Consider the following 22,396-nt stretch of genomic DNA (forward strand, 5'->3'; position numbering starts at 1 on the left):
GCGGCGGGAGCATAGGCATCGAGGGAGTGTCTTCTGTCAAATCCATAGAATATGAGCCTCGCCGCCACGCCGCAGCCCGGTGTCGCAGCCACCGGGCACGGCCCGGCGGCGCGCTTCGTGCTGGCCGTGGCGGAGCGCCTGGGGGCCGAACGCGAACGCTGGGCACTGTGGACGCCGGTGGCGCTGGGCCTGGGCATCGCGGTGTATTTCGAGCTCCCCAGCGAGCCGCCGCTGTGGCTGGGGGTCGCCGTGACAATGGTCGGGCTGCTGTTGTGCGCCGCCCGCAGCGCGGCGCCGGCGCTGCTCGCGATCGGCGTGACCCTGGCCGCCGGCGGCCTGGGCTTCGCCGCCGCGACGTGGCGGACGCACAGCGTCGCCGCGCCCGTGCTGGCGCGCGCCTACTTCGGCGCGGTCGAGGGCCGGGTGGTCGAGATCGGCATGCTCCCGGAAGGCCGCCGCGTGCTGCTCGATCAGGTCGTGCTGCGCGGCGTGAAGCGGACAGCCACGCCGCAGCGCGTGCGCCTCTCGGTGACGCGCGTGCCGTTCCCGTACGTCACCGGCGATCGTGTGGCGGTCTCGGCGGTCCTGCATCCACCCGCCGGACCGGCGATGCCCGGCGCCTTCGACTTCCAGCGCTTCGCCTGGTTCCAGCGACTGGGCGCCGTGGGCTACGCAACGGGCACGCCGGCGCTGATCGAACGCGGCCAGCCAACCGGCGCCACCATGCGCATCGACGAGATGCGTCGCGCGCTCACTGAGCGCATCACCGCGGCGCTGCCCGGCGACACCGGCGCCTACGCCGCCGCCATCCTCACCGGGGACCGCAACGGCCTGTCGAAGGAAGCGCAGTGGGCGCTGCGCGATTCCGGCCTGGCCCACATCATCGCGATCTCGGGTCTGCACATGGCCTTCGCGGCCGGGCTGATGCTGGGACTGGTGCGCTATGGTCTCGCGCTCGTGCCCGGCATCGCGCTGCGCTACCCGGTGAAGAAGATCGCCGCCGTTGCGGCGTTGCTGGGCGGCGCGTTCTACCTGGTGCTCGCGGGCGCGCCGGTGCCGGCGCAGCGTGCCTTCGGCATGCTGGCCATCGTGCTCATCGGCGTGCTCGCCGATCGGACGGGCCTGACCTTGCGGCTGGTCTGCTGGGCGGCCGCGGTGATCCTGCTGATCCAGCCCGAGAGCCTCGCTGGCGCGAGCTTCCAGCTTTCCTTCGCCGCGGTGGTGGCACTGGTCGCGGCGTGGGAGGTCGCGCGGCTGTGGCGCGCGCGCCGTCATGCCGAAGGTGTCGATCGGGCCGGCGGCATGCGCCAGCGCGTCGGCCGCTATCTTGCCGACAGCGTCATGACAACGCTCGTGGCCTCGCTCGCGACGGCGGGTTTCGCCGTCTACCACTTCAACCGGCTGAGCCTGGTCGGCATCGTCGCCAACCTGCTGGTCGTGCCGCTGACCGGGATCTGGGTGATGCCCTGGGGCCTGCTGGCGATGCTGCTGGCGCCACTCGGCCTGGAGTGGCTGGCCCTGGTGCCGATGGGCTGGGGCATCGAGTTGACGCACGACATCGCGCGCTGGGCCTCGGCGCTGCCCGGCGCGGCGTCGCTGGCGCCGTCCATGCCGGGCGCATCGCTCTGGCTGCTCACCCTGGGCGGGCTGTGGCTCTGCTTCTGGCGCACCCGCTGGCGCTGGTTCGGCCTGCTCGGCGTGGCGCTGGCCTTCGCCGTCATGCCGCTGCAACGGGCGCCCGACCTGATGATCAGCGGCGACGCCCGCGCCCTTGCGGTCCGCACCGAGCGCGGCCTCGTGCTCTACAGCACGCGCGGCGAGCGCATCGCCGGCGAGACCTGGGCGCGACGCACCGGCGAGAGCAGCGCGGAGCGCTGGCCGGATGGCGGCAGCAGCACCGATGGCAGTCTGCGGTGCAGCGGCGGATTGTGCGTGCTCGAGCGCGGGGACGCCGATATCCGGCTCGTCATGCGCCCGCAAGCGCTGCCCAACGCCTGTGCCGGCGCGACGCCGGTCGTCTCGGTCGTGCCGCTGCGCAACCAGTGCCGCGCCGCGGCGTGGACGATCGATCGCTTCGACCTGTGGCGCCACGGCGCGCACGCGGTATGGCTGGGCGAGAAGGGGCGGCCGGCGCGGATCGAGACCACGCGCCAGGCGCGCGGCGACCGGCCCTGGGTGCCCAGGGCCGATCGGCGAGCTCAGTAGCGCCGGTAGATGCCGACCAGGCGGCCCTGCACCTTCACCCGGTCGGGGCCGAAGATGCGCGTCTCGTAGGTCGCATTGGCCGGCTCGAGGGCCACCGAGGCCCCCTTGCGGCGGATGCGCTTGAGCGTTGCCTCCTGCTCGTCGACCAGGGCGACGACGATGCTGCCGTTCTCGGCGGTGTCGGCCTGGCGGATCACCGCGAAATCGCCGTCGAGGATGCCGGCCTCGACCATGGAATCGCCCTCGACCTCGAGACAGTAGTGCGTGCCCTGGCCGAGCAGCGAGGTCGGCACGTCGATGGTGCTGGTGTTGTCGCGCAGCGCCTCGATCGGCGTGCCGGCGGCGATCCGGCCGTAGAGCGGCAGCGACAGGGCGCTGGCGGCGTTGGCCGGCGTCACCGCACCCTGGAAGCTGGGGCGGAAATCGCCCTTGATGACCTGCGGCGTGAAGCCGGCGGCGGGCTCGCGCAGGCCCGGCGTGCTCATCGCCGCCCGGCTGCCGGCGACCGCGGCCGCGTCGGGAAGCTGCAGGACCTGCAGCGCGCGGGCACGGTGCGGCAGGCGGCGCAGGAAGCCGCGCTCCTCCAGCCCGGTGATCAGGCGATGGATGCCGGATTTCGACTTCAGCTTCAGCGCTTCCTTCATCTCGTCGAACGACGGCGAGACGCCGCCGGTGCTGAGGCGCTGATTGATGAAGACCAGGAGTTCATATTGTTTTCGGGTGAGCATCACCGTCTCCCGCTGGCATACACTACATCTAGAACAAAACGCGAAACCACCCGCGTGTTCTAGTTTAGTTCGCGCTTTACGTCAAGTTGCTGCCAGACAAGTCGCTCAGAAGGCGCCCCCCATTGTCCCAAAATCCACAACCCTGACGGACTCGCCGGCGCGCCGCGCGGGGTCATGCGCGGGTCGCACGATGAAGCCGTCGCAGCGCGCCATGATGCCCAACATGGAGCTGTCCTGCACCTTGAACGGCGTCGCGCTGAGCCCTCCCTGTTCGTCGCGCACCAGGCTCGCGCGCACATAGTCCTCGCGCGTGTCGTTGGCGCCGACATCGACCGCCAGGGTCGCGATCGTCGTCGCCACGGCGTCGCCCGGCAGGCCGCTCATGCGATCCAGCGCGGGCCGCAGGAAGAGCAGCGCGCAGACCAGGGTCGAGACCGGATTGCCCGGCAGGCCCAGCGCCTTGCAGCCCGGCGTGTCGGCGAACATCAGCGGCTTGCCCGGACGCATGGCGATGCGCCAGAAGTCGAGCGAGAAGCCCTCGGCCTTCAGCACGTCCTGCACCAGGTCGTGGTCGCCCACCGAGGCGCCGCCCAGCGTCACCAGCAGGTCGAAGCGCTTGGCGGCGGCGACGTGGCGGCCGATCACGCCGCGATCGTCGCGCGCGATGCCCAGCACCGTGGGCTCGCCGCCCCATTTCCTGACCAGCGCCGCGACCGCGAGGCTTGAGGAGGAGACGATGCGATTGGCGCCGACCGGCTCGCCCGGCATCACCAGCTCGTCGCCGGTGGCGAGAATGGCCACGCGCGGCCGGCGCCAGACCGTGAGCCACGGCACGTTCATCGCCGCCGCCAGCGCCACGTCGCGCGGCGTCAGCAGGCGGCCGGCCGCGATGCCCTCGGCGCCCTGTGAGAAGTCGAGGCCCTTGCGCCTGATGTGTCGCCCCGGCGTCGCGCCGTCGAGGATAGTCACGCTGCCCGGCGCGTCGACCCTGGTGTTCTCCTGGATGACGATGGTGTCGGCGACGGCCGGCAGCGGACCGCCGGTGAAGATGCGCACCGCCTGGCCCGGCTGCAGCGCCTGATCGTAGGAGCCGCCGGCCGGCGCGGTGCCGACCACCTGCAGCGTCGCCGGCAGCGTCGCGCAGTCGGCGCCGAGCACCGCGTAGCCGTCCATCGCCGACAGATCGGCCGATGGCTGGTCGAGGCGGGCGATCACGGGTTCGGCGAGCACGCGGCCTGTGCCGTCGGCCACCGAAATCGTTTCGGTCGCCAGCGGCGCGAAGGCGCCGACGATGCGGGCGAGGGCGTCGGCGACCGAAAGCATCAGGGAGCCTCGTAGGTGCCCGACTTGCCGCCGGACTTGTGGACCAGCCGGACCTCGCCGATCGCCATGCCGCGGTCGGCCGACTTGCACATGTCGTAGACGGTCAGCGCCGCGATCGAGGCCGCCGTCAGCGCCTCCATCTCGACGCCGGTCCTGCCGCGCAGACGACATGTGGCCTCGATCTCGACGCTCGAGGTCGTCGGATCGCAGCGCAGGGTGACCTCCACCGAGGTCAGCGCCAGCGGGTGGCAGAGCGGGATCAGATCCGAGGTGCGCTTGGCCGCCATGATGCCGGCGAGTTGCGCCACCGCCAGCACGTCGCCTTTGGCCACGGCCTTGTCCTGGATCAGGCGCAGGGTTTCGGGCTTCATGCGCACCGAGGCGCGCGCCGTCGCCACCCGCTCGGTCTCGGCCTTGCCGCCGACATCGACCATGCGGGCGTTGCCTTCGGGGTCGAAATGGGTGAGGTCGCTCACGCCGCCACCAGGGGCAGGGGATCGGCGATCATTGCCCGTACCGCCGCGGCGACGTCCGGCTTGCGCATGAAGCTCTCGCCGATCAGGAAGCAGCGCGCCCCCGCCTCAGCCATGCGGGCGAGATCACGCGGACTGTCCAGCCCGCTCTCCGAGATCGCCAAGCGGTCCTTGGGAACTGATTTCATCAGATCAAGCGTTACCTGAAGAGACACGCTTAACGTGTTGAGATTTCTGTTATTAATGCCAAGTAGCTGAGATTTTAGTTTAAGCGCTCGTTCAAGCTCAGCTTGATCGTGAATCTCGATCAGCACGTCCATGCCCCAAGTCTCGGCGGCTGCATGCAGGTCGGCCGCCAGGCCGTCGGAAAGGCAGGCCATGATCAGCAGGATGCAGTCGGCCCCGAGCGCGCGGCTCTCGACTACCTGGTAGGGGTCGATGACGAAGTCCTTGCGCAGGGCGGGCAGCGACGGGGCGGCGGCGCGGGCAGCGACCAGATAGGAATCATCGCCCTGGAAGTACGGGGTGTCGGTCAGCACCGACAGGCAGGTCGCGCCGCCGGCGGCGTATCCGGCGGCCAGCGAGGGCGGGTCGAAATCCGGGCGAATCAACCCCTTGGACGGCGAGGCCTTCTTGATCTCGGCGATCAGGCCGTAGCGGCCGGCGGCAACCGCCGCCTGCAACGCCCTGGCGAAGCCGCGCGTCGGACCGGCGGCGCGGGCATCGGACTCGAGCGAGCCCAGCGGGCGCTCCTTCTTGCGCCGCTCCACCAGCGCTGCCTTGTCGGCGCAGATCTTGTCCAGCGCCGTGCCGGTCGCGGCAAAGCCGGCGATCATCTTCAGGGTATCGCTGTCGGCCATCTCGTCCTCACGCCGCTACCGGGCCGCAGAGCTCGACCAGCCGGGCCAGCGCGGCCCTGGCGGCACCCGAGTCGATCGACTGCGCGGCCTGCGCCACGCCCTGCCGCAGATCCTGCGCCTTGCCGGCGACCGTCAGCGCCGCGGCGCTGTTGAGCAGCACGATATCGCGAAACGCGCCGGACTCGCCTGCCAGCACGGCATGAATGGCGCGGGCATTGTGCGCCGGATCGCCACCCCTGAGCTGCTCGAGAGTGCTGCGCGACAGGCCGGCGTCCTCCGGCGCGATCTCGAGCTCACGCACCGTGACCGTGCCGCCGGCATCACGCGTCATCTCGGCGGCGTAGGTCGTCGTCGTCGTGGTGATCTCGTCCATGCCATCCGCACCGTGCACGACCAGCGCCCGTTCCAGTCCCAGCCGGCCCAAGGCGCCGGCGACCAGCGGCACCCAGCGGCGCTCGTAGACGCCCACCAGCTGGCGCTTCACCAGCGCCGGATTCGAGAGCGGTCCCAGCAGGTTGAAGATGGTGCGCGTCGGCGCGAGCTCCACCCGCGGACCGGCGACATTGCGCATGGCGCTGTGATGTCGTGGCGCCATCAGGAAGCAGATCCTCGCCTCGGCCAGTGCCCGCTGCAGGGTGGGGATCGGCACGTCCATGCCGACGCCCAGGGCCGACAGCACGTCGCCGGCGCCCGATTTCGAGGTGAAGGCGCGGTTGCCGTGCTTGGCCACCGGCACGCCGCAGCCGGCCACCACCAGCGCCGAGGTGGTCGAGACATTATAGGTGCCATGGTGGTCGCCGCCGGTGCCGACGATATCGATCGTGCCCTCGGGCGCCTCGACGTGCAGCACCTTGTTGCGCAAGACGCGTGCGCCGCCGGCCAGCTCCTCGACGCTTTCGCCGCGCACCCGCAATGCCATCAGGAACGCGCCCATCTGCGCCGGGGTGGCGTTGCCGGCGGTCATGATGTCGAAGGCGCGCTCGGCCTCGCTCTCGGCGAGGCTGGCACCGGTGCCGACCTTGGCGAGAAGCTGGCGGAATTCGTCGATGTCACCGCTCACGAGGGGCGCCGCTCCGGAAAATTACCCAATGCGCGCAGCTATAGCGATTGTGGATCGTCACGCGCAATTCATGTGACGGCCGCCGATTTTGTGGTAATATGAGTGAGTAATTACTTTTCACACGACAGGGGGATTTCGTCATGTCCTGGTTCGTGCGCCTTTCGCGGTTCGCCAGCGTCCACATGGTCCGTTCCCAGGACAAGAACATGTCCTGCGGCATGGCATCGATCGTGATGATCAACTTCAAGATCAAGAAGGGCCTGATGTTCGCCGGCATGGCCGCCGGCGCCCAGCTTTCGGCCAGCGGCATTCCCGGTGGCAGCTATGTCGGTCAGACGCTGTCGAAGGCGGCGTTCGACTACGCGGTCAAGAGCGAGCAGGAGGTCTATAAGCTGTACGAGAAGGCCAAGGGCTCGGCGCACGACTTCAACACGACCGGTGCGACGCCTTCCCTCTATCCGCAGGTGCTGTCCGATCTCGGCCTCGGCCAATGGGAACGCGCCAATGTCGGCGAGGCAGGCATCGCCCAGGCGATCATCGACGCCACCGCCGGCGGCACCCCCTGCATGGTCGGCGTGTCGTGGGATGGCGGCGGCGGTCATGCGGTGGTCTGCGACGAGACGCACGACTTCCTGGGCAACAAGTACCTGTGCATCTGCGATCCATGGAACGGCGAGCTCTACGTGGTCTCGTGCACGCCCGGCTCGACGGTGCGCTACGACGCCAGCGACAAGCCGATCTCGACCGGCACGCTGTTCGGCGGCAATGCGAACACCTACGGCGCGACCAAGGGCAAGCTCAACGGCGGCATCACGCGCAAGAAGAGCTGAACGCTGAAGGGAGGATCGAACGATGTCGTGGTTCGTCAGGTTGACCCGGTTCGGCAGCGTGCACATGGTGCGCTCGCAGGACCAGTCGAACTCGTGCGCGATGGCCTCGGTCATCATGATCAATTTCAAGATGAAGAAGGGCGCGATGTTCGCCGGCATGGCCGCCGGCAGCAGCCTGAGCGTCAGCGGCATCCCCTTCGGCAGCTATCTCGGCCAGACCCTTTCGCGCGCCGCGGTCGACTATGCGGTGAAGAGCGAGGCCGAGGTCGCCAAGCTTTACGAGAAGGTCAAGGGCGCCTCGCATGATTTCGAGAAGAACGGCGCCAAGCCGACCTTCCTGCCGCCGATCATGAGCGACCTGGGCCTTGGCCAGTGGGAAACCATCAATGTCGGCGAGGCCGGCCTGGCGCAGGCGGTGATCGATGCAACCAAGGACGGCACGCCGGTATTGCTCGCCTGCGTCTGGGACGCCGGCGGCGGTCACGCCCTGGTCGTCGACCAGGTGCACAGCTTCATGGGCAAGACCTACTTCTGCGTCTGCGATCCATGGGACGCGGAGCTGCGCATCATCGGCGCGACCGCCGGCAGCACCGTGCGCTACGACGGCAGCGACAAGCCGATCTCGGTCTCGTTCGGCGGCGACCGTCGCGAGTACTCGGCAGGCAACAACAAGGGCAAGTTCGACGGCCGCATCGTGCGGCCCAAGAAGTAGTGCGGGCGGGGTTGGCTCCATGGGGTCTCGCGCGCAATCAGCCTGATGATTCCTGGGGGAGGTCAAGTACGCTCGCATCGCGCGCGGCGTGATTCGGGTCCGCGTTCACTGAATCAAAAACAGGAGGATGGCGCATGTCCGACACCAATCACGACACTGCCGCAACCGCCCTGATGGCACTGAAATCGGCGGCCGCGACTTTTGCCCAGCAGTTCATTCAGGACAGCGCCGCGCGCAAGGCCTATCTCCAGTACACCGCCGAGTTCGCCTCGAACATCTGGGACAGCTACGCGGCGGGAAACATGACCGCCCGCGAGGCCGCCGAAGCGGCCAACCAGATGCGCAACGAGATCATGGAGGCGACGCGGCTGAAGCTGAGCCCGATCGGCAAGGCCGCGTCGGTCGCCCTCAAGGAGAAGGGCAAGCTGCTCGAGGAACTGCTCGAGCACTACGCCAAGAAGATGTTCAAGAAGGGCTTCCATGAGCTCGACGCGGCCGGGCAGACCGCGGTTTACGAGGAGGTGGTAAAGGCCTCCGGCCGCGCCAATCCACGCGTCTCGGCGAAGGCCGCCCGTATGGGCAAGCTCGCCCGCGGCCTTTGGGTCATCACCATCGGCATCGCCGTCTACAACATCGCCACGTCCGAGAACATGGTCCACCAGGCATGCAAGGAGGCGATGTCGCTGGGCACCTCGATCGTCATGGGCACCGCCGTCGGCGCGGTCGGCGGCGCGCGCTTCGGGCCCTGGGGCGCCGCAGTCGGCGCGCTCATCGGCGGCGTGCTGGGCGGCATCATGGGGGAGGAGTTCTTCGATCTCATGATCAAGTCGTCCGCCGTGCGCAAGCCGGTCTGCGAGCCCGGCAAGTCGTGCTACCTCGGCATGGGTGCGGTGCAGCGGCCCGACGGCATCATCGTGCAGGCCTTCGGCCCGAAATTGTGAGCGCGTTGCGGCCAGGCAGGATCTTCTCCCTGGGTCCCGCGTCGCCCGACGCCGCCCGATCGCCGCTGCTCGCCGGCGGCGATGTGGTGGGCGAGGTCGAGGGGCGCCGCATCGAGGCGCAGTTCACCGACGGCCGATATCACCTGCTGTTCGTGACCTGGGATTCGCCCTACGAGGAGGAACTCACGATCGTCCTGCTCGACGAGCGCTTGCGCGAGCGCGATCGCCGTCGCCTGGGCGGTCCATGGCAACCCGGCATCCTGTCGGACCTAGCCTGCCGGGAGGACTCGATCCGCTTCCGCTTTCCGCACGCGCAGGTCCACGAGGTCAGCGTGCGATCGACGTTGAAGGGTCCGCGGTTGAAGCTGCGCTCGGAGTCATAGGCAACGCCAGCACGGCATAGCGCGCATAATCCCGGTGCGGCCGCTCGCAGCGCAGCGTGGCGCCAAGCGTCGCTGCACGTTCCGCCAGCGCGGCTTCGAGCTCGGCGTGCGGCGTGACGTGGAAGGCCGCCAGCCAGCGCCGCAATGCGAAGCGAAATATTGCCGGCAGCCGCGACTGCTCGCCGAAATCGACGACGTGGAGCTGGCCGCCGGGTGCCACCGCGCCGATCGCTTGCGCCAGCGCCTCGCGCCAGGGCGGGATCATTGACAGGCTGTAGGAGGCGAAGACGCGCTGGAAGCGCGCGACGCCGAACAGCGCCTGTGGATCGAACACGGCGGCATCGGCCCGGGCCAGCCGGATGCGGCGCACGAGCCCGGCGCGGCGCACGGCGCGTTCCGCCGTGGCCAGCATCTCGACCGATAGATCGATGCCGTACAGCCGCGCCCCGGGATAGCGCTGCGCGGCGATGATCAGGTTGCGCGCGGTGCCGCAGCCGATCTCCAGGACGTGATCGCAATCCCGCGCTCTCAGTCCGGCGATCAGCCGGTCGCGGCCGAGCAGATAGAACTTGCGGGTGGCGTCGTAGACGTGGCGCTGGTGGCGGTAGATCCGGTCCATCAGCTCCTGGCTCACACGCCATCCTCCTTCATATAGAGATGGAACCCGCCATAGATCGCCGAGCGGTCCCGCCGCGTCAGGTCGCGCGATAGCCCGTCCTCGTAGCGCCAGCGCGCGAGGATCGCCGGATCGACACGGCCGGGCAGCAGGCTGGGCTCGGCGGCGGTGCGGAAGATCACGCGCGCGCCGGGTCGGGCCGTGCGTGTGATCTGCCGCCACAGCGCGTTCAGATCGGCATCGTCCATCCAGTCCTGCGCGTCGAGCAGCACGTAGCGGTCGCGCGAAGCGTCCGGGCAGCCGCAGAGGTAGCTGGTCAGCGACTGGTGCAAGACCAGCACGCGGCCGGCGCGCTCGCGGATCGCCGCGAAATGCTTGCGGTGCAGATAGGGCGGCAGCGGGCCCTCGCCGCGCTCGTCGTAGCCGCGCCCGAAGGCCTGCCAGGCGAAGTAATTGTCGTCGACGCTGAAGCCGCAGACCAGCCGCTCCAGTCGCGCGCGCAGTACCGGCGCCATGTCGCCGCCGCCGGCCAGCGCGGCGTACTGGGCCGGCGGGATACCCAGGCCGTAGAGCGAGAGGCGCCGGCCAGTCGCCCAGCGCACCAGGCGCTTGTCGAACAGCGGCGCCAACGCGCTCTCGAAGACGCTGCGCTGCTCGCCCAGCGTCCGCGCCCGCATCACGTCGCGCGGATCGATGCCGTAGGCGCGGGCCACGACATGCGCCAGGCCGATGAAGCGGCCGAGCAGGCCGTGGCGATAGAAGTCGCGCGCGAACATGCCGATGCGGCGCCGACCCAGGCCCAGCACGCGGCGGCGCTCCCAATAGAGCCGGCTCGTGGCGTCGAGCTTGGGCGCGAGGAAGCGCCAATAGGCGTCGACGTTCTCCGGCGCGTCGGCGGCACCGAAGAAGCGGTAGAACGAGCGCCAGTCCGGCAGCTCGCGCGCCGCCGCCAGCTTCAGCCGGTTGAGCGCGACATGCGCCGGGCTGAGATCGACCGCTGTGATGCGCCCGGGATCGGCGACGAGATAGGAGAGGATGTTGCAGCCGCCCGAGGCGATGGCGACGACGTGGCTGTCCGGCCGGATCGCCAGCGCTTCCATATCGATATCCGGGTCTTCCCAGATCTGCGGATAGACGAGACCCTTGAACGCCAAGGCGAACAGGTACTGCAGGGCACCGTCGAACGACGACTTCATCCCGGCAGAATATCCACAGGTCGTGTCGGTTTGATGAAGCTTCCTACCAGCTGTGGTGCGTACTGCCGATGATCAGTAGTCCTCGCCGTGCCGAAGAGTCTGGACGAAGTCATAGATCAGCAGCGCGAAGACGAACGCGAAGATGATCATCAGCGGGACCGCCTGGACCCACCACACCATGATGCCGCAGAAGATCCCCAGCGTGACGATGCCAATGAGGCCTGCGATCAGGTTGGAAACCATGTCAGCCGCCTTTGCGTGAACGTCGCCCGCCGCGACGGGAACCCGCTCCGAGAGTCTGTACCAGCCAGTTGGCCGTGCGCAACAGGCGTGCATCGCCGCCGCGGCGACCGACCAGCTGCACGCCGAGCGGCATACCGTCCGTCGTGCGCAGCAGCGGCAGCGTCACGGCTGGAACACCGAGATAGGTCCAGGTGACGCAGAACGCCGGGTCGCCGGTCGATCCCAGGCCCTTAGGTGCCGGCCCCGGCGCGGCGGGTGTGAGGATGGCGTCGTACTCGTTGAAGACATCCTCCAGCGCTTCGTTCAGCGGTTCGATCGCGGCGATGGCGGCGGCGTAGTCGACCGCGAGACGCCCGCGTCCGCGCTCGATCTGCGCCCGCAGGCGCTCGCTGAGCAGGGTGGCGCCCTTTTCGTGATCGCGATGGAGATTGTACGCCATCTCCACTTCCATGATCGCGCGATGCAGATCCTGCGTGCCGGCGAACCTGGATCCCAGCTCGACCTCGACGGCCGCCTCGCCGAGCACGTCGACCAGCTCGGCGAAGGCCTCCGCGGTCACCGGCTCCGCAAGATTCCACGCCGCCGTGCGCACGAAGGCGAAGCGCGGCGCCAGCGGTGGCTTCTCGATGGCGACGCTTGCCAGCGGCGGCCGGGCCCGGGGTCTCGTATCGGCATCCTCTTCATCGAAGCCCACCATCGCCTCGGCGAGCAGGGCGGCGTCCGCCACGGACCGCGCGAAGACACCCACGTGATCCAGCGTGCGCGACAGCAGCAGCGCACCCGATCGCGGGATCATGCCGTGGGTCGGCTTGAATCCCACGACGCCGCAGAATGCCGCCGGCCGGATGACCGAGCCGCCGGTCTGCGAGCCGATCGCGCCGGGCACCATGCCGGCGGCGACCGCGGCGGCCGAGCCGCTGGAAGACCCGCCGGGCGTGCGATCCGCGTCGTGGGGATTGCGCGTCTTGCCGGGCTGGGCATAGGCGTATTCCGTGGTTACGGTCTTGCCAAGAATGACCGCGCCGGCCGCGCGCAACCTGGCCACGGCGGCCGAATCTCGACGCGGCGTGCGGCCCGCCCATAGTTGCGAGCCGAACTCGGTCGGCATGTCGAGCGTGTCGAAGATGTCCTTCACGCCGACCGGTACGCCATGCAGCGGACCGATCGCGTGCCCGCGCTTGCGCCGGTCATCCGCCGACTCGGCCTGGCGTAGCGCGTGATCGCGGTCGAGGAATGTCCACGCCTGGACCTTCGCCTCGATCTCGTCGATGCGCGCGAGGCAGTCGCTCGTCAGCTCGACCGACGTGATGCGGCCCGCGCGTATGTCCTCGGCGGCTTCGCTCAGTCCCAACGCGGCCAGGCTCATTCGCGAGAGGCTCCCCCCAGTATCAGCGCGCGGTGTAGAGATAGTCGGGCAGCCACAGCGCGACGCCCGGGAAGATGTAGATCAGCGCCATCGTGATGAACACCAGCGATACGAACGGCAATGCGCCCTTGAAGATGTCGGTCAGCTGCACGTGCGGTGGCGCGATGCCCTTGAGGTAGTAGGCCGACATGGCCATGGGTGGGGTATTGAACGAGGTCTGGATGTTCAGGGCCACCAGGATGCCGAAGAAGATCGGATCGATGCCGAACTTGGGGAGGAGCGGCAGGAAGATCGGCACGAAGATGATGATGATCTCCGACCATTCCAGGGGCCAGCCGAGCAGGAAAATGATTACCTGGGTGAGAATCAGGAACTCGATGGGCGACATGTCGAGCGACAGGATGAAGTGCTCGATCACCGTGTGTCCGCCGAGATAGGAGAAGACCGACGAGAACGTCCACGACCCGATGAACAGGTAGCACACCATTGCCGTGGCCCGCGCGGTGAGGAACACCGCCTCCCGCGTGCGCGAGAGGGTCAGCTGGCCATAGGCCGCCGCGAGCACCAGCGCGCCGAGCGCGCCGACCCCGGCGGCCTCCGACGGCGTGGCAAGGCCGAAGAGGATCGCACCCAGCACCGCCATGATGAGGATCGCCAGCGGGAAGAACGACGTCAGCAGCGCGACCATCACCGTCGAGATCGGGACGTTCATCTGCTCCCTGGGCAGCTTCGGCGCCAGGCTCGGATTGAGGATGGCCCGCGCAATGACATAGAGCACGTACAGCCCGGTCAGCAGGAAGCCGGGAAACAGGGCGGCCGCGTAAAGCTTCACCGCAGAAACCCCCGCCGTGGCGGCGTAGACGATCAAGAGGATGCTGGGCGGTATCAGGATGCCAAGGCAGCCACCGGCACAGATGACGCCGGCGGAGAAGCTCTTGTCGTATCCGGCCTTGAGCATCTGCGGGAATGCCAGCAGACCCATGAGCGTGACGACCGCGCCGACGATGCCGGTGGCCGTCGCGAACATCGCGCAGGTGATGAGAGCGGCGACGGCCAGCGCGCCCGGCACATGCTTCATCGCCAGCTGGATGGAGTGGAACAGCCGGCCCAGTATGTTGGCGCGCTCGACGACGTATCCCATGAACAGGAACAGCGGCACGGCCGTCAGCACGTCGCTCGACATCACCTCGAAGGTCTTCTGCACGAGCAGCGAGAAGACCCGGTTCTGGAAGATCTCCTGGCCCGCCGTGTAGTAGGCGTAGAAGCCGAAGCTCACGCCCATCGCGATCAGCGTGAACGCGATGGGAAATCCCAGCATGATGATGAAAATGAACAGTCCCAGCATCAGCATGCCAACTTGCGGGTCGGTCATGCGCGGGTCTCCTCGCTGGTCGTGTTCGCCCCGCTGGCGGTGAAATCCTGCTGCTTCACCGCGGACTCCACTTCCTCGACATCGTGCAGCCGCGGGAGCCAGTATCCGTGGCGCAGGCAAAGAATGCAGCGCGTCGTTTCGGCGGCGCCCTGGATCAGCAGGAGGACGCCGGCGACCGGGATCAGCGCCTTTAGCGGAAACACCGGAACGCCGGCCGGGCTGAAGATGCTGACCTCCTTGAAGCCCACCGACATGACGGCGAAGTTCCAGCCGGCATAAATCCATGCCGCGACGGCGGGAAAGAAGAACAGCAGGTAGAGCACGAGGTCGATGGCTGCCTGCACGCGCGGCGGCCACAGTCGGTACAGCACGTCACCGCGCACATGGCCGTTGCGCGACAGCGTGTAGGCGCCCGCCATGAGAAACAACGCGCCATACATGATGTAGCTGAAGTCGAACGCCCAGCTCGTCGGCGCCCGCATCACATAGCGCACGAACACCTCATAGCTCGTGCCCAGGGTGAGGACGAGGATCAGCCAGCCGAAGCACTTGCCAACCCAGGCGCTCAGCGTGTCGATGAAGATCAGGACCCGGGTCATGTGGGCACCACCTGCGGCGGCGTTGTCGTCGGGACACCGGTTCGCTGGCCGGGCGGCGCGTCAGGCGCCGCCCGGCAGCGGATGTCGGATGGCCGGGCGCGGCCGATCCGTCTACAGCTCGAGCTTGCCGAAATGGTGCTCGTAGGCGCCGCGGTAGTCGGTCGAGTTGAACAGGCCATAGTAGACGACGCGCTTCACCCACGCCTTCTGCGAGTCCATCACCTTCTTCATGAAGGGATCCCGGCTGAGCTGGGCGATCAGGCCGTCCCAGGCCTTGATCTGCGCGTCGAAGACGTCCTTGGGCGTCCGCAGCACGTTGACCTTGTCCTTGCTGATCAGCTCCTGGAGGTCGGTGGAATAGTAGTCCATCGCCTTCCACTCGTTGGCGGAAGACACCGCCTCGGCGCCGTACTGCAGGATCGCCTGATGCTCCTTGGGCAGGGCGTCGAACTTGCCCTTGTTGAACATGATCTCGAAGTACTCGGTCGCCTGGTGATGGCTGCCCATCATGTAGTTCTTCGCCACGTCCTGGGCGCCGAAGCGGCGGTCCGAAGTCGGATTGTTGAACTCGAACGCGTCGATCACGCCGCGCTCCATCGCCGGCACGATCTCGCCGCCCGGCAGCTGCGCGACGGCCAGGCCCATCACCTGCATCAGATCGGCGGCGAGGCCGACGGTGCGGTACTTGAGGCCTTTCATGTCGGCCATGCTCTTGACCGGCTTCTTGAACCAGCCCAGCGGCTGGGTCGGCATCGGCATGGCGAAGAAGCTGACGATGTTCACCTTCATGATCTGGCTCTGCAGCTCGTGGAAGAGCTCGCGACCGCCGCCATTGTGGATCCAGCCGAGGCCTTCGTTGGCATTGAAGCCGAACACCGGGCCGGTGCCGAACAACGAGGCCGCCTTGTGCTTGCCGTACCAGTACACGGTCACGGTGTGGGCGGCGTCGATCTGCCCGCCATGAACGCCGTCGAGAACCTGGAAGGGGTGAACGACCGAGCCGCCGACCAGGTAGTCGATCTTGAGCCGGCCGCCGGCCATCGCGTTGACGCGCTTGACGTAGTCCTCGGCCATCTCGTTGAACACGTCCTTGGCGCCCCACGAACCCTGCATCTTCAGCGTCGTGGTCTGGGCGCGCGAGACCTGCGGCATGGCGAGCGTCGCCACGCCCGCGACCGCCGCGCCGGTGAGGAACTTGCGGCGCGAATTCTTCGGCTTGCTCCTGTGGATCGTCATGGGATCCTCCCTCGCTAGTGGGACTTGGCACCTGTAGGCGACTGCCACTACGGCCGACTTGATCGGCCTTGTTTTGCCGAAACAATGAGGGGCCGGCTCAGGGGTGGCAAGCGGAACCGGCGGCCGACAGGCGCGCGCCGGACCTGGTAAATGACCCGGAGAAGGGTCGCGAATACTCGGACTACCGAAGAAACGCCGCCCGGCGGACCGCCGGGCGGCCAGCAGATCGGCGGAGATCTCGTTGGCTCGTTCAGCGTGCCGCGAGGCGCCGCCGGGCGGTGTAGCGGGCCGCCAGGCGCACCGCGAGCATGGCGATGACGACGGCGAAAAACGGCCAGTAGAACGGCGTGATCGGCAATCGCTTGCCGTAGGCCACGGCGAAGCTGATCCAGATATACCAGGCGCCCGCGATGTGCAGTGTCCGCCAGGCGCGCGGGCCGAGTCTCGCCGCGGCGCCGTCGATCGACGTCGCCGCCATCGCCAGGATGAAGGCGTAGGCAATGGCGCCGGTGACCAGGCTCACGGGATTGGTGAGCGATCGGAACAGTTGATGGTCCAGCCAGGCAAGCCCGAGAAGCGCCAGCCCGTGCACGAGATGGGAGATGGCGAAGCTCACGCCGAGTTGACGGCGGTTGGCGCGCTGCCAGCGCGTCAGCGTGCCGGGCCACAGCGTGACCATCGCGGATGCGGTGAAGGCGAGCGCGAAGAGCAGCAGCGAGGTCCGCGCCGTGATTCGTACCACCAGGCGCACGCCATCGACATCGCCGCCATGCGCCGCGACGATCGCCAGCGCTCCGCCGACCAGGGTGACACCGAGGAATCCGGCCAGCGGCCAGCCGCGCAACAATCCCGACATTGTCCTGCCTCCCGCAAGTGAGCGATGATTACATAGCGCAAGGTGGATATAAGCGGCGCTTACATTTGCGTGATCGATGTGGTGTGTCATGCTGCGGTGATGACCCGTGCCCGCAAGCCGACCAAGCCGCGCCGCGCCTATCACCACGGCGACCTGCGCCGCGCGCTGGTCGAGGAGGCGCTGCGGCTTGCCGCCGAAGGCGGACCCGAGATGGTGACCGTGCGCGAGGTGGCGCGCCGCGTCGGCGTGTCGTCGGGCGCGCCGTTCCGGCACTTCCCCGACCGCACGACGCTGCTGACAGCGGTCGCCGAAGAGGCGATGGCGCGCTTCCGCCAGGAGATCCTGCGCGCCCTCGACGCGGCCGGCGGCAAGGGGCCGCTGGAGCGCCTGCGCGCCGTCGGCTCGGCCTATCTGCGCTGGGCGGTGCGCCACCCGACCTTCTTCGAGGTGATCTCCTCGCGCCGCCTGATCGACTTCGAGGGTTCGGCCGCGCTGCGCGCCGACAACGAGGCGGTGCAGCGCCTGATGGCCGGTCTGGTGGAGGAGGCGCGGCTGAAGGGCGAGGTGCGCACGGATGCCGATGCGCGGCTGATCGTCGTCACTGGCCGCGCGCTGGTCTATGGCCTGGCGCGCATGAAGGTCGATGACCACTACGCGAGCTGGGGACTGGTGGCCGAGGAGGTCGAGCGCGTGATGGATGCGGCGCTGGGCCTGTTCGTCGCCGGCCTGGCGGCGCCGCCGCGCGTTGCCCGCAAGCGGCGCGCCTCCTAGGATGAGGCGGCGACGGAGGGTGCCATGAAGACGGAGAACGTGGCCGGGCTGCTGCCGGCGACGCTGTCGTCCGCCGCTTGGGCGCAGCGGACGATGCCACCGGGCTATGTCGACTACGTCACCCAGGACATCCGCTGGAAGTACGTCGACGCTGACGGCCAGGGCACGCTGACATTCAGCCTGCCACAGTGCGTCGAGCCGGCGCAGACCGGCAGCACCTGCATCGGAAGGCGCCGCTGACTCGGGATTTCACCTTCCGTCGGGCCACCGCGGACGACCTGCCGGCGATCGTCGCGCTGCTCGCGGACGACGTGCTGGGCAATGCGCGCGAGGATGCATCCCTGCCGCCGAACAGGCGCTATGTCGAGGCCTTCGCCGCCATCGAGCGCGACGCCAACCAGATGATGGTCGTGGTCGAGAGCGCCGGCGCCGTCGTCGGCTGCCTGCAGTTGAGCTTCATCCCGGGGCTGTCGCGGCTGGGCGCCTGGCGCGGCCAGATCGAGAGCGTGCGCATATCCTCGAGCCTGCGCGGCGGCGGCTTGGGCCGTGCGATGTTCGAATGGGCGATCGCGCAATGCCGCGAGCGCGGCTGCGCGCTGGTCCAGCTTACGACGGACAAGGCGCGGCCCGATGCGCGCCGCTTCTACGAATCGCTCGGCTTCAAGGCCTCGCACGAGGGCATGAAGCTCTCACTGTCATCCTGAGCGCAGCGAAGGACCTCGCTGTACCGCGCTCACACACCTGCATTGTGACCGATCGCACCACAGCGAGGTCCTTCGCTGCGCTCAGGACGACAGCGGAGTCAATTCAAGTTCCTGAGCGTCTCGACCAGCGCATCGGGCTTCTCGTGGCCGACGAGGTGGCCGGCCTGCGGGATGGTCGTCAGCCTGGCGCCGGCGATGTTCTTGACGAAGGCCTGGGCATAGACCGGCGGGATCAACCTGTCGTTCTCGCCCCACACCACCAGGGTGCGCGCCTTGATGCGGTAGAGCCGCTCCGACAGCCCGCGCTCGGGGATCGGGAACAGCATCTTGCCGGCCATGCCCAGGCGACGAGCGTTCATGATCATGAACTCGGCGAGGAACTTCACGTCGTTCATGTCGCCGCCGGGCGTCATCAGCTTCACGCCGGCCTCGACGTCGTGGAACAGGTAGTGCGGAAACTCCTGCGGCAGCAGCGCGAAGATGTCGACGATGGGATGCTCCGGCAGCCAGATGCCGGCCGGCGCGATGAGTGCAAGACGCTCGATGTCGTGGGGCGCGATCGCCGCCATCTCGGCCGCGATCATGCCGCCCATCGAGTGGCCGACGACCAGCGGCTTGGAGAGGCCCAGCGCCTGCATGACGTCGTAGCCGTGCAGGGTGACGTCGAGCATGTCGCGCAGGCGCTCCTCGCCGGCGGAGTCCTCGTAGCCCGGCAGCAGCGGCGCATAGACACGGTAGTGCTTCGCCAGCGCGGCGACGACGCGATCCTCGCGCATCAGCCCGCCGGCGCCATGCAGGTAGAACAGCGGTGGCCCGTCGCCGCCCTCGTAGACGCGGACCTTGTTGCGGCCGCCGGCGACGTCGATCAGACGGGAATTGATGGTCATGGTGTCGCTTACTCCGCCGCCACCTGGCGACGCTCGCTCTGCTGCATGGGCTTGATCCAGAAGCGGTCCTCGTTCTTCCACTCCTGGAACAGCTCGGCCTTGAGCCTGGGCATGACCTGCTCGGCGAACAGCCTGGTCGAGTGGCGCACCTTGTCGCCGGGCATGTCGCCGACCTGGAACAGGCCGAAGATGTTGCCGACGCGCAGCGTCTTGGCGAGGTCGACCATGCGGTCGTGGACCGTCTTGGGCGAGCCGGCGATGACGTAACCCTGGTCGACGAGGTCCTTCCACGTCAGCGTCGGGTAGTTGCGCAGCTGCGCCTGGGTGAGCTGCGTGATCATGTTGGCCTGCAAGGTCTTGACCGTGCGGTAGCCCGGCGCGTCGGCGAAGCCCGGATAAACGTGCAGGCAGCGGTTGTAGAAATAGTGCACGTGCTTGCTGTAGAGCTTCTCCGCCTCGGCATCGGTGTCGGCGACGCAGATCACCTGGGCGAAGCCGCCGCGATAGGGGCTCTCGTCCTTGCCGGCCTTGGCGACGCGCTCCCAGTAGCCTTCCATCAGCTGCTTGGCGCGCAGGTAGCCGGAATAGCTGAGGTAGCAATAGGTGTAGTCGAACTCGAGGCAGAAATCGTAGGTCTCGACCGAGCCGCCACCGGGAATGAAGATCGGCGGGCGCGGCCGCTGGATCGGCTTGGGCCAGCAATTCACATAGCGCAGCTTGGTGTAGCGGCCGTTGAAGGCGAACGGCTCGTCCTCGCGCCACGCCCGCATGATCAACTCGTGCGCCTCGCTGTACTTCTCTCGCGTCAGCGCCGGGATGGTGCCGTAGGCATAGTTGGTGTCCATCGACGTGCCGACCGGGAAGCCGGCCGCCAGCCGGCCGCCGGTGATCACGTCGAGCATGGCGAACTCCTCGGCGACGCGGATCGGCGGATTGTAGAGCGCGATCGAATCGCCCAGCACCATGATCGCCGCTTTGCTGGTGCGCCGCGCCAGCGCCGCCGCCATCAAATTGGGCGAGGGCATCAGGCCGTAGGCGTTGGCGTGGTGCTCGTTCACGCCCAGCGCGTCGAAGCCCATCTCCTCGGCGAATTCGAGCTGGTCGAAATAGTCGTGATAGACGTGATGGCCGCGCTTGGCGTCGTACAGCGTCGTCGGGATATCGACCCACACCGAGCGATGCTTCTCGCGGAAGTCATCGGGCAGGTAGGGCCACGGCATCAGGTGGAACCAGGTGAACTTCATCGTGTCCTCCGGCGGTCTCGACGACGTTACCGGCCGACATGGGCGCCGAACAAGGAAAGATGACGCCCACGTCACGCGGGGCGGAATACCGCTAGTCGGTCGCCAGAAGCTTCAGTCCGACGATGCCGCCGACGATCAGCGCGATCGAGATCAGACGGCCGGCGCCGGCGCTTTCTCCAAGCCACAGAATGCCGGCAATGGCCGTGCCGACGGTGCCGACGCCTGTCCACACCGCATAGGCCGTGCCCAACGGCAGGCTGCGCAGCGCCAGGCCGAGCAGGCCAAGGCTGGCGATCATGCACGACGCGGTGAGGAGAGAGGGCAGTGGCCGCGTGAAGCCCTCGGTGAGCTTCAGGCCCATGGCCCAGCCGATCTCGAGCAGGCCGGCGAAAAAAAGAACGACCCACGCCATGGATCCTCCTCTGGGAGCCATGGCAGGGTCGTCCCTGCCGATGCAGCGATGACACGGGGTCGTCCCCGCACCGATCGACGCTAGATGGTGATCAAGTCACCGATTTCAAGAGGTCGCGGGCAGCGTGCGCTCGACGTGATAGGCCTTGGCGGTGATCAGCCACTCGTCGTCGAAGCGGTGATAGGTGAGGTAATCGACGAAGACGAGGTTGTTGATTCGCACCCGCAGCTTGATGAAGGCCTGGGTGTCCGACGCGAAATCGACCAGCAGGATCTCCTCCTCACGCGGCGCGCCCAGCGCCTTGGGCGAGGTGCGCTTGGCGAGGATGTCGCGATAGACACCGGCCGGCCACACCGTCATCGCGCCGTCGCGATAGCCGTGCAGGTTGGCAGTGTCGCGGAAGACGCGATCGAAGCGCGAGACGTCGCAATCGTGCATGAGGTCGAAGTAGCGTCCGACCGACTCGGTCAGCGCGCGCAGATTGTCCTGGTCGTGCATCGGTATCCCCTCCGTGTGCTGCTCGCCGCCGATCGCCATCGTGGCTTGCGTTCGAAGTGGGGCGCGGCGGACAATGTGCAACCTGTCACGCGGGAACAAGACCGATGCTGCTCTACGAACATCCGCTGTCGTCGTACGTCCAGAAGGTGAAGATCGCGCTGCGCGAGAAGGGCATTGCCTTCACGCCCGAACTGCCGGTCGGCATCGGCTCGGGCGCCGCCGCCGGCGGCTTCGTCGAGGCCAGCCTGCGCGCCGAGGTGCCGGCGCTGGTCGATGGCGACGTACGCATCTTCGATTCGACGATCATCCTTGAGTACATCGAGGACAGGTTCCCGACACCGCCGCTCCTGCCGCGCGATCCCGCCGAGCGCGCCCGGGCGCGCATGATCGAGGACATCTGCGACACGCATTACGAGGCGATCAACTGGGGCCTGGGCGAGATCAACTGGTTCAAGCGCGCCGAGGGCGCGCTGAAGGACTCCTTGATCGCCGCCGCCAGAACGCAGACGGCGCAGATCCATGCCTGGCTGGAGCGGCAGCTCGGCGACCGCAGCTGGTTCAACGGCGCGAGCTTCGGCTGGGCCGACCTGTCGGTCGCGCCCTATCTCAACCGCTCTTTCCACTACGGCATCGGGCCCACCCCGGACTCCACGCTCGATCGCTGGCTCAAGCGCATCAAGGAACGGCCGTCTGTGGCGCAGACCTTCGCCGAGTTCGAGGGCGCCAAGGCCGGCATGGCCAACGCCGCCGAGCGCGTCGCCTCAGGCCAGATGCGCCGCGAGTACCGCGATCACCGCCTGGAATGGATGATCAAGTCGGGCGGCATCCAGGTCGTGCTCGACGGCCTGGCCAGGAACAATATCCGCTTCAGCTGGCCGTAG

26 protein-coding genes are annotated in these 22,396 nt (G+C 67.9%); 9 read left to right on the top strand and 17 right to left on the bottom strand.

Features of this window, described 5'->3' with window-relative positions; translation table 11 throughout:
* The first annotated feature begins 51 nt into the window (after window positions 1–51).
* Window positions 52–2,205 (top strand): ComEC family competence protein, encoded by a 2,154-nt coding sequence (locus tag KF889_16145; GenBank protein ID MBX3500971.1) that lies wholly within the window; start codon window positions 52–54, stop codon window positions 2,203–2,205.
* On the opposite strand, the gene lexA is transcribed toward KF889_16145, so the two are convergent.
* From lexA to trpD, 5 genes are all read right to left on the bottom strand, one after another.
* The gene (gene lexA, locus KF889_16150) at window positions 2,199–2,933 is read right to left on the bottom strand and encodes a transcriptional repressor LexA (GenBank protein ID MBX3500972.1); all 735 of its coding nucleotides are present in this window, start codon (window positions 2,931–2,933) and stop codon (window positions 2,199–2,201) included. The genes KF889_16145 and lexA overlap by 7 nt on opposite strands.
* Before the next feature lie 105 nt (window positions 2,934–3,038).
* Window positions 3,039–4,256 carry a molybdopterin molybdotransferase MoeA gene (locus tag KF889_16155; GenBank protein MBX3500973.1) on the bottom strand — a complete coding sequence of 406 codons (1,218 nt, stop codon included), beginning with the start codon at window positions 4,254–4,256 and terminating at the stop codon, window positions 3,039–3,041.
* Window positions 4,256–4,732: a cyclic pyranopterin monophosphate synthase MoaC gene (moaC, locus tag KF889_16160; GenBank protein MBX3500974.1), complete on the bottom strand. Its 477-nt coding sequence runs from the start codon at window positions 4,730–4,732 to the stop codon at window positions 4,256–4,258. Before moaC ends, KF889_16155 begins: the two co-directional genes overlap by 1 nt.
* Window positions 4,729–5,565: an indole-3-glycerol phosphate synthase TrpC gene (trpC, locus tag KF889_16165; protein ID MBX3500975.1), complete on the bottom strand. Its 837-nt coding sequence runs from the start codon at window positions 5,563–5,565 to the stop codon at window positions 4,729–4,731. The genes moaC and trpC overlap by 4 nt, the downstream gene beginning before the upstream one ends.
* 31 nt (window positions 5,566–5,596) lie before the next feature.
* Window positions 5,597–6,649 (bottom strand): anthranilate phosphoribosyltransferase, encoded by a 1,053-nt coding sequence (gene trpD, locus KF889_16170; protein MBX3500976.1) that lies wholly within the window; start codon window positions 6,647–6,649, stop codon window positions 5,597–5,599.
* 140 nt (window positions 6,650–6,789) lie between these two features.
* Here trpD and KF889_16175 point away from each other — a divergent pair, with 140 nt between their 5' ends.
* The 4 genes from KF889_16175 to KF889_16190 all read left to right on the top strand — a co-directional run bounded on the left by KF889_16175 (window position 6,790) and on the right by KF889_16190 (window position 9,515).
* Window positions 6,790–7,479 (top strand): hypothetical protein, encoded by a 690-nt coding sequence (locus KF889_16175; GenBank protein MBX3500977.1) that lies wholly within the window; start codon window positions 6,790–6,792, stop codon window positions 7,477–7,479.
* Window positions 7,480–7,501: 22 nt separating this feature from the next.
* Entirely contained in the window at window positions 7,502–8,191 is a 690-nt protein-coding gene (locus KF889_16180) for a hypothetical protein (protein ID MBX3500978.1), read from the top strand.
* 134 nt (window positions 8,192–8,325) lie between these two features.
* Window positions 8,326–9,132, top strand: coding sequence for a hypothetical protein (locus KF889_16185; protein ID MBX3500979.1), 807 nt, complete (start codon window positions 8,326–8,328; stop codon window positions 9,130–9,132).
* 5 nt (window positions 9,133–9,137) lie between these two features.
* A complete protein-coding gene (locus KF889_16190) occupies window positions 9,138–9,515 on the top strand; it encodes a hypothetical protein (GenBank protein MBX3500980.1) in 378 nt (125 codons plus the stop codon).
* Here KF889_16190 and KF889_16195 read toward each other — a convergent pair.
* The 8 genes from KF889_16195 to KF889_16230 form a co-directional block, all read right to left on the bottom strand.
* Window positions 9,460–10,134 carry a class I SAM-dependent methyltransferase gene (locus tag KF889_16195; protein MBX3500981.1) on the bottom strand — a complete coding sequence of 225 codons (675 nt, stop codon included), beginning with the start codon at window positions 10,132–10,134 and terminating at the stop codon, window positions 9,460–9,462. The two genes, KF889_16190 and KF889_16195, sit on opposite strands and share 56 nt — an antisense overlap.
* Window positions 10,135–10,145: 11 nt before the next feature.
* The gene (locus KF889_16200) at window positions 10,146–11,327 is read right to left on the bottom strand and encodes a BtaA family protein (GenBank protein MBX3500982.1); all 1,182 of its coding nucleotides are present in this window, start codon (window positions 11,325–11,327) and stop codon (window positions 10,146–10,148) included.
* A gap of 72 nt (window positions 11,328–11,399) precedes the next feature.
* Entirely contained in the window at window positions 11,400–11,570 is a 171-nt protein-coding gene (locus KF889_16205; GenBank protein MBX3500983.1) for a hypothetical protein, read from the bottom strand.
* A 1-nt stretch (window position 11,571) separates the two neighbouring features.
* Window positions 11,572–12,936, bottom strand: a complete 1,365-nt coding sequence (locus tag KF889_16210; GenBank protein MBX3500984.1) for an amidase — start codon at window positions 12,934–12,936, stop codon at window positions 11,572–11,574.
* A gap of 22 nt (window positions 12,937–12,958) precedes the next feature.
* Window positions 12,959–14,308 (bottom strand): TRAP transporter large permease subunit, encoded by a 1,350-nt coding sequence (locus KF889_16215; protein ID MBX3500985.1) that lies wholly within the window; start codon window positions 14,306–14,308, stop codon window positions 12,959–12,961.
* The gene (locus KF889_16220) at window positions 14,305–14,907 is read right to left on the bottom strand and encodes a TRAP transporter small permease subunit (protein MBX3500986.1); all 603 of its coding nucleotides are present in this window, start codon (window positions 14,905–14,907) and stop codon (window positions 14,305–14,307) included. The genes KF889_16215 and KF889_16220 overlap by 4 nt, the downstream gene beginning before the upstream one ends.
* A 111-nt stretch (window positions 14,908–15,018) precedes the next feature.
* Complete coding sequence (locus KF889_16225) at window positions 15,019–16,143, bottom strand: TRAP transporter substrate-binding protein (GenBank protein MBX3500987.1); 1,125 nt, start codon at window positions 16,141–16,143, stop codon at window positions 15,019–15,021.
* 250 nt (window positions 16,144–16,393) lie between these two features.
* A complete protein-coding gene (locus tag KF889_16230; protein ID MBX3500988.1) occupies window positions 16,394–16,999 on the bottom strand; it encodes a ferric reductase-like transmembrane domain-containing protein in 606 nt (201 codons plus the stop codon).
* A gap of 99 nt (window positions 17,000–17,098) precedes the next feature.
* Between KF889_16230 and KF889_16235 the strand changes: the two genes are divergently transcribed.
* Genes KF889_16235 through KF889_16245 form a run of 3 tightly spaced genes read left to right on the top strand, consistent with a single transcriptional unit; the run spans window position 17,099 to window position 18,474 of the window.
* Window positions 17,099–17,770: a TetR/AcrR family transcriptional regulator gene (locus KF889_16235; GenBank protein ID MBX3500989.1), complete on the top strand. Its 672-nt coding sequence runs from the start codon at window positions 17,099–17,101 to the stop codon at window positions 17,768–17,770.
* A gap of 24 nt (window positions 17,771–17,794) precedes the next feature.
* Window positions 17,795–18,010, top strand: a complete 216-nt coding sequence (locus KF889_16240; GenBank protein MBX3500990.1) for a hypothetical protein — start codon at window positions 17,795–17,797, stop codon at window positions 18,008–18,010.
* A complete protein-coding gene (locus tag KF889_16245) occupies window positions 18,007–18,474 on the top strand; it encodes a GNAT family N-acetyltransferase (protein ID MBX3500991.1) in 468 nt (155 codons plus the stop codon). Before KF889_16240 ends, KF889_16245 begins: the two co-directional genes overlap by 4 nt.
* A 98-nt stretch (window positions 18,475–18,572) precedes the next feature.
* On the opposite strand, the gene KF889_16250 is transcribed toward KF889_16245, so the two are convergent.
* The 4 genes from KF889_16250 to KF889_16265 form a co-directional block, all read right to left on the bottom strand.
* Window positions 18,573–19,361: an alpha/beta hydrolase gene (locus KF889_16250; protein MBX3500992.1), complete on the bottom strand. Its 789-nt coding sequence runs from the start codon at window positions 19,359–19,361 to the stop codon at window positions 18,573–18,575.
* Between the two features lie 8 nt (window positions 19,362–19,369).
* On the bottom strand, window positions 19,370–20,605 hold the full coding sequence (locus KF889_16255) for an LLM class flavin-dependent oxidoreductase (GenBank protein ID MBX3500993.1): 1,236 nt from the start codon (window positions 20,603–20,605) through the stop codon (window positions 19,370–19,372).
* Between the two features lie 91 nt (window positions 20,606–20,696).
* Window positions 20,697–21,017, bottom strand: coding sequence for a quaternary ammonium compound efflux SMR transporter SugE (gene sugE, locus KF889_16260; GenBank protein MBX3500994.1), 321 nt, complete (start codon window positions 21,015–21,017; stop codon window positions 20,697–20,699).
* 105 nt (window positions 21,018–21,122) lie between these two features.
* The gene (locus tag KF889_16265; GenBank protein MBX3500995.1) at window positions 21,123–21,515 is read right to left on the bottom strand and encodes a nuclear transport factor 2 family protein; all 393 of its coding nucleotides are present in this window, start codon (window positions 21,513–21,515) and stop codon (window positions 21,123–21,125) included.
* Window positions 21,516–21,619: 104 nt separating this feature from the next.
* Here KF889_16265 and KF889_16270 point away from each other — a divergent pair, with 104 nt between their 5' ends.
* On the top strand, window positions 21,620–22,396 hold the full coding sequence (locus KF889_16270) for a glutathione S-transferase family protein (GenBank protein ID MBX3500996.1): 777 nt from the start codon (window positions 21,620–21,622) through the stop codon (window positions 22,394–22,396).

The sequence above is a fragment of the Alphaproteobacteria bacterium genome, from assembly GCA_019635875.1.
Taxonomy (GTDB): domain Bacteria; phylum Pseudomonadota; class Alphaproteobacteria; order Reyranellales; family Reyranellaceae; genus JAFAZJ01.

Bases quoted from the DNA above. Each gene is read 5' to 3' on its own strand.
- KF889_16220 (MBX3500986.1), bottom strand. From the start codon at position 14,907: ATGACCCGGGTCCTGATCTTCATCGACACGCTGAGCGCCTGGGTTGGC.
- KF889_16205 (MBX3500983.1), bottom strand. From the start codon at position 11,570: ATGGTTTCCAACCTGATCGCAGGCCTCATTGGCATCGTCACGCTGGGG.
- KF889_16240 (MBX3500990.1), top strand. From the start codon at position 17,795: ATGAAGACGGAGAACGTGGCCGGGCTGCTGCCGGCGACGCTGTCGTCC.
- KF889_16185 (MBX3500979.1), top strand. From the start codon at position 8,326: ATGTCCGACACCAATCACGACACTGCCGCAACCGCCCTGATGGCACTG.
- KF889_16200 (MBX3500982.1), bottom strand. From the start codon at position 11,327: ATGAAGTCGTCGTTCGACGGTGCCCTGCAGTACCTGTTCGCCTTGGCG.
- KF889_16215 (MBX3500985.1), bottom strand. From the start codon at position 14,308: ATGACCGACCCGCAAGTTGGCATGCTGATGCTGGGACTGTTCATTTTC.
- KF889_16235 (MBX3500989.1), top strand. From the start codon at position 17,099: ATGACCCGTGCCCGCAAGCCGACCAAGCCGCGCCGCGCCTATCACCAC.
- KF889_16225 (MBX3500987.1), bottom strand. From the start codon at position 16,143: ATGACGATCCACAGGAGCAAGCCGAAGAATTCGCGCCGCAAGTTCCTC.
- KF889_16265 (MBX3500995.1), bottom strand. From the start codon at position 21,515: ATGCACGACCAGGACAATCTGCGCGCGCTGACCGAGTCGGTCGGACGC.
- KF889_16155 (MBX3500973.1), bottom strand. From the start codon at position 4,256: ATGCTTTCGGTCGCCGACGCCCTCGCCCGCATCGTCGGCGCCTTCGCG.
- KF889_16255 (MBX3500993.1), bottom strand. From the start codon at position 20,605: ATGAAGTTCACCTGGTTCCACCTGATGCCGTGGCCCTACCTGCCCGAT.
- KF889_16145 (MBX3500971.1), top strand. From the start codon at position 52: ATGAGCCTCGCCGCCACGCCGCAGCCCGGTGTCGCAGCCACCGGGCAC.
- KF889_16250 (MBX3500992.1), bottom strand. From the start codon at position 19,361: ATGACCATCAATTCCCGTCTGATCGACGTCGCCGGCGGCCGCAACAAG.
- KF889_16195 (MBX3500981.1), bottom strand. From the start codon at position 10,134: ATGGACCGGATCTACCGCCACCAGCGCCACGTCTACGACGCCACCCGC.
- trpC (MBX3500975.1), bottom strand. From the start codon at position 5,565: ATGATCGCCGGCTTTGCCGCGACCGGCACGGCGCTGGACAAGATCTGC.
- KF889_16270 (MBX3500996.1), top strand. From the start codon at position 21,620: ATGCTGCTCTACGAACATCCGCTGTCGTCGTACGTCCAGAAGGTGAAG.
- KF889_16230 (MBX3500988.1), bottom strand. From the start codon at position 16,999: ATGTCGGGATTGTTGCGCGGCTGGCCGCTGGCCGGATTCCTCGGTGTC.
- KF889_16210 (MBX3500984.1), bottom strand. From the start codon at position 12,936: ATGAGCCTGGCCGCGTTGGGACTGAGCGAAGCCGCCGAGGACATACGC.
- KF889_16180 (MBX3500978.1), top strand. From the start codon at position 7,502: ATGTCGTGGTTCGTCAGGTTGACCCGGTTCGGCAGCGTGCACATGGTG.
- sugE (MBX3500994.1), bottom strand. From the start codon at position 21,017: ATGGCGTGGGTCGTTCTTTTTTTCGCCGGCCTGCTCGAGATCGGCTGG.
- lexA (MBX3500972.1), bottom strand. From the start codon at position 2,933: ATGCTCACCCGAAAACAATATGAACTCCTGGTCTTCATCAATCAGCGC.
- KF889_16175 (MBX3500977.1), top strand. From the start codon at position 6,790: ATGTCCTGGTTCGTGCGCCTTTCGCGGTTCGCCAGCGTCCACATGGTC.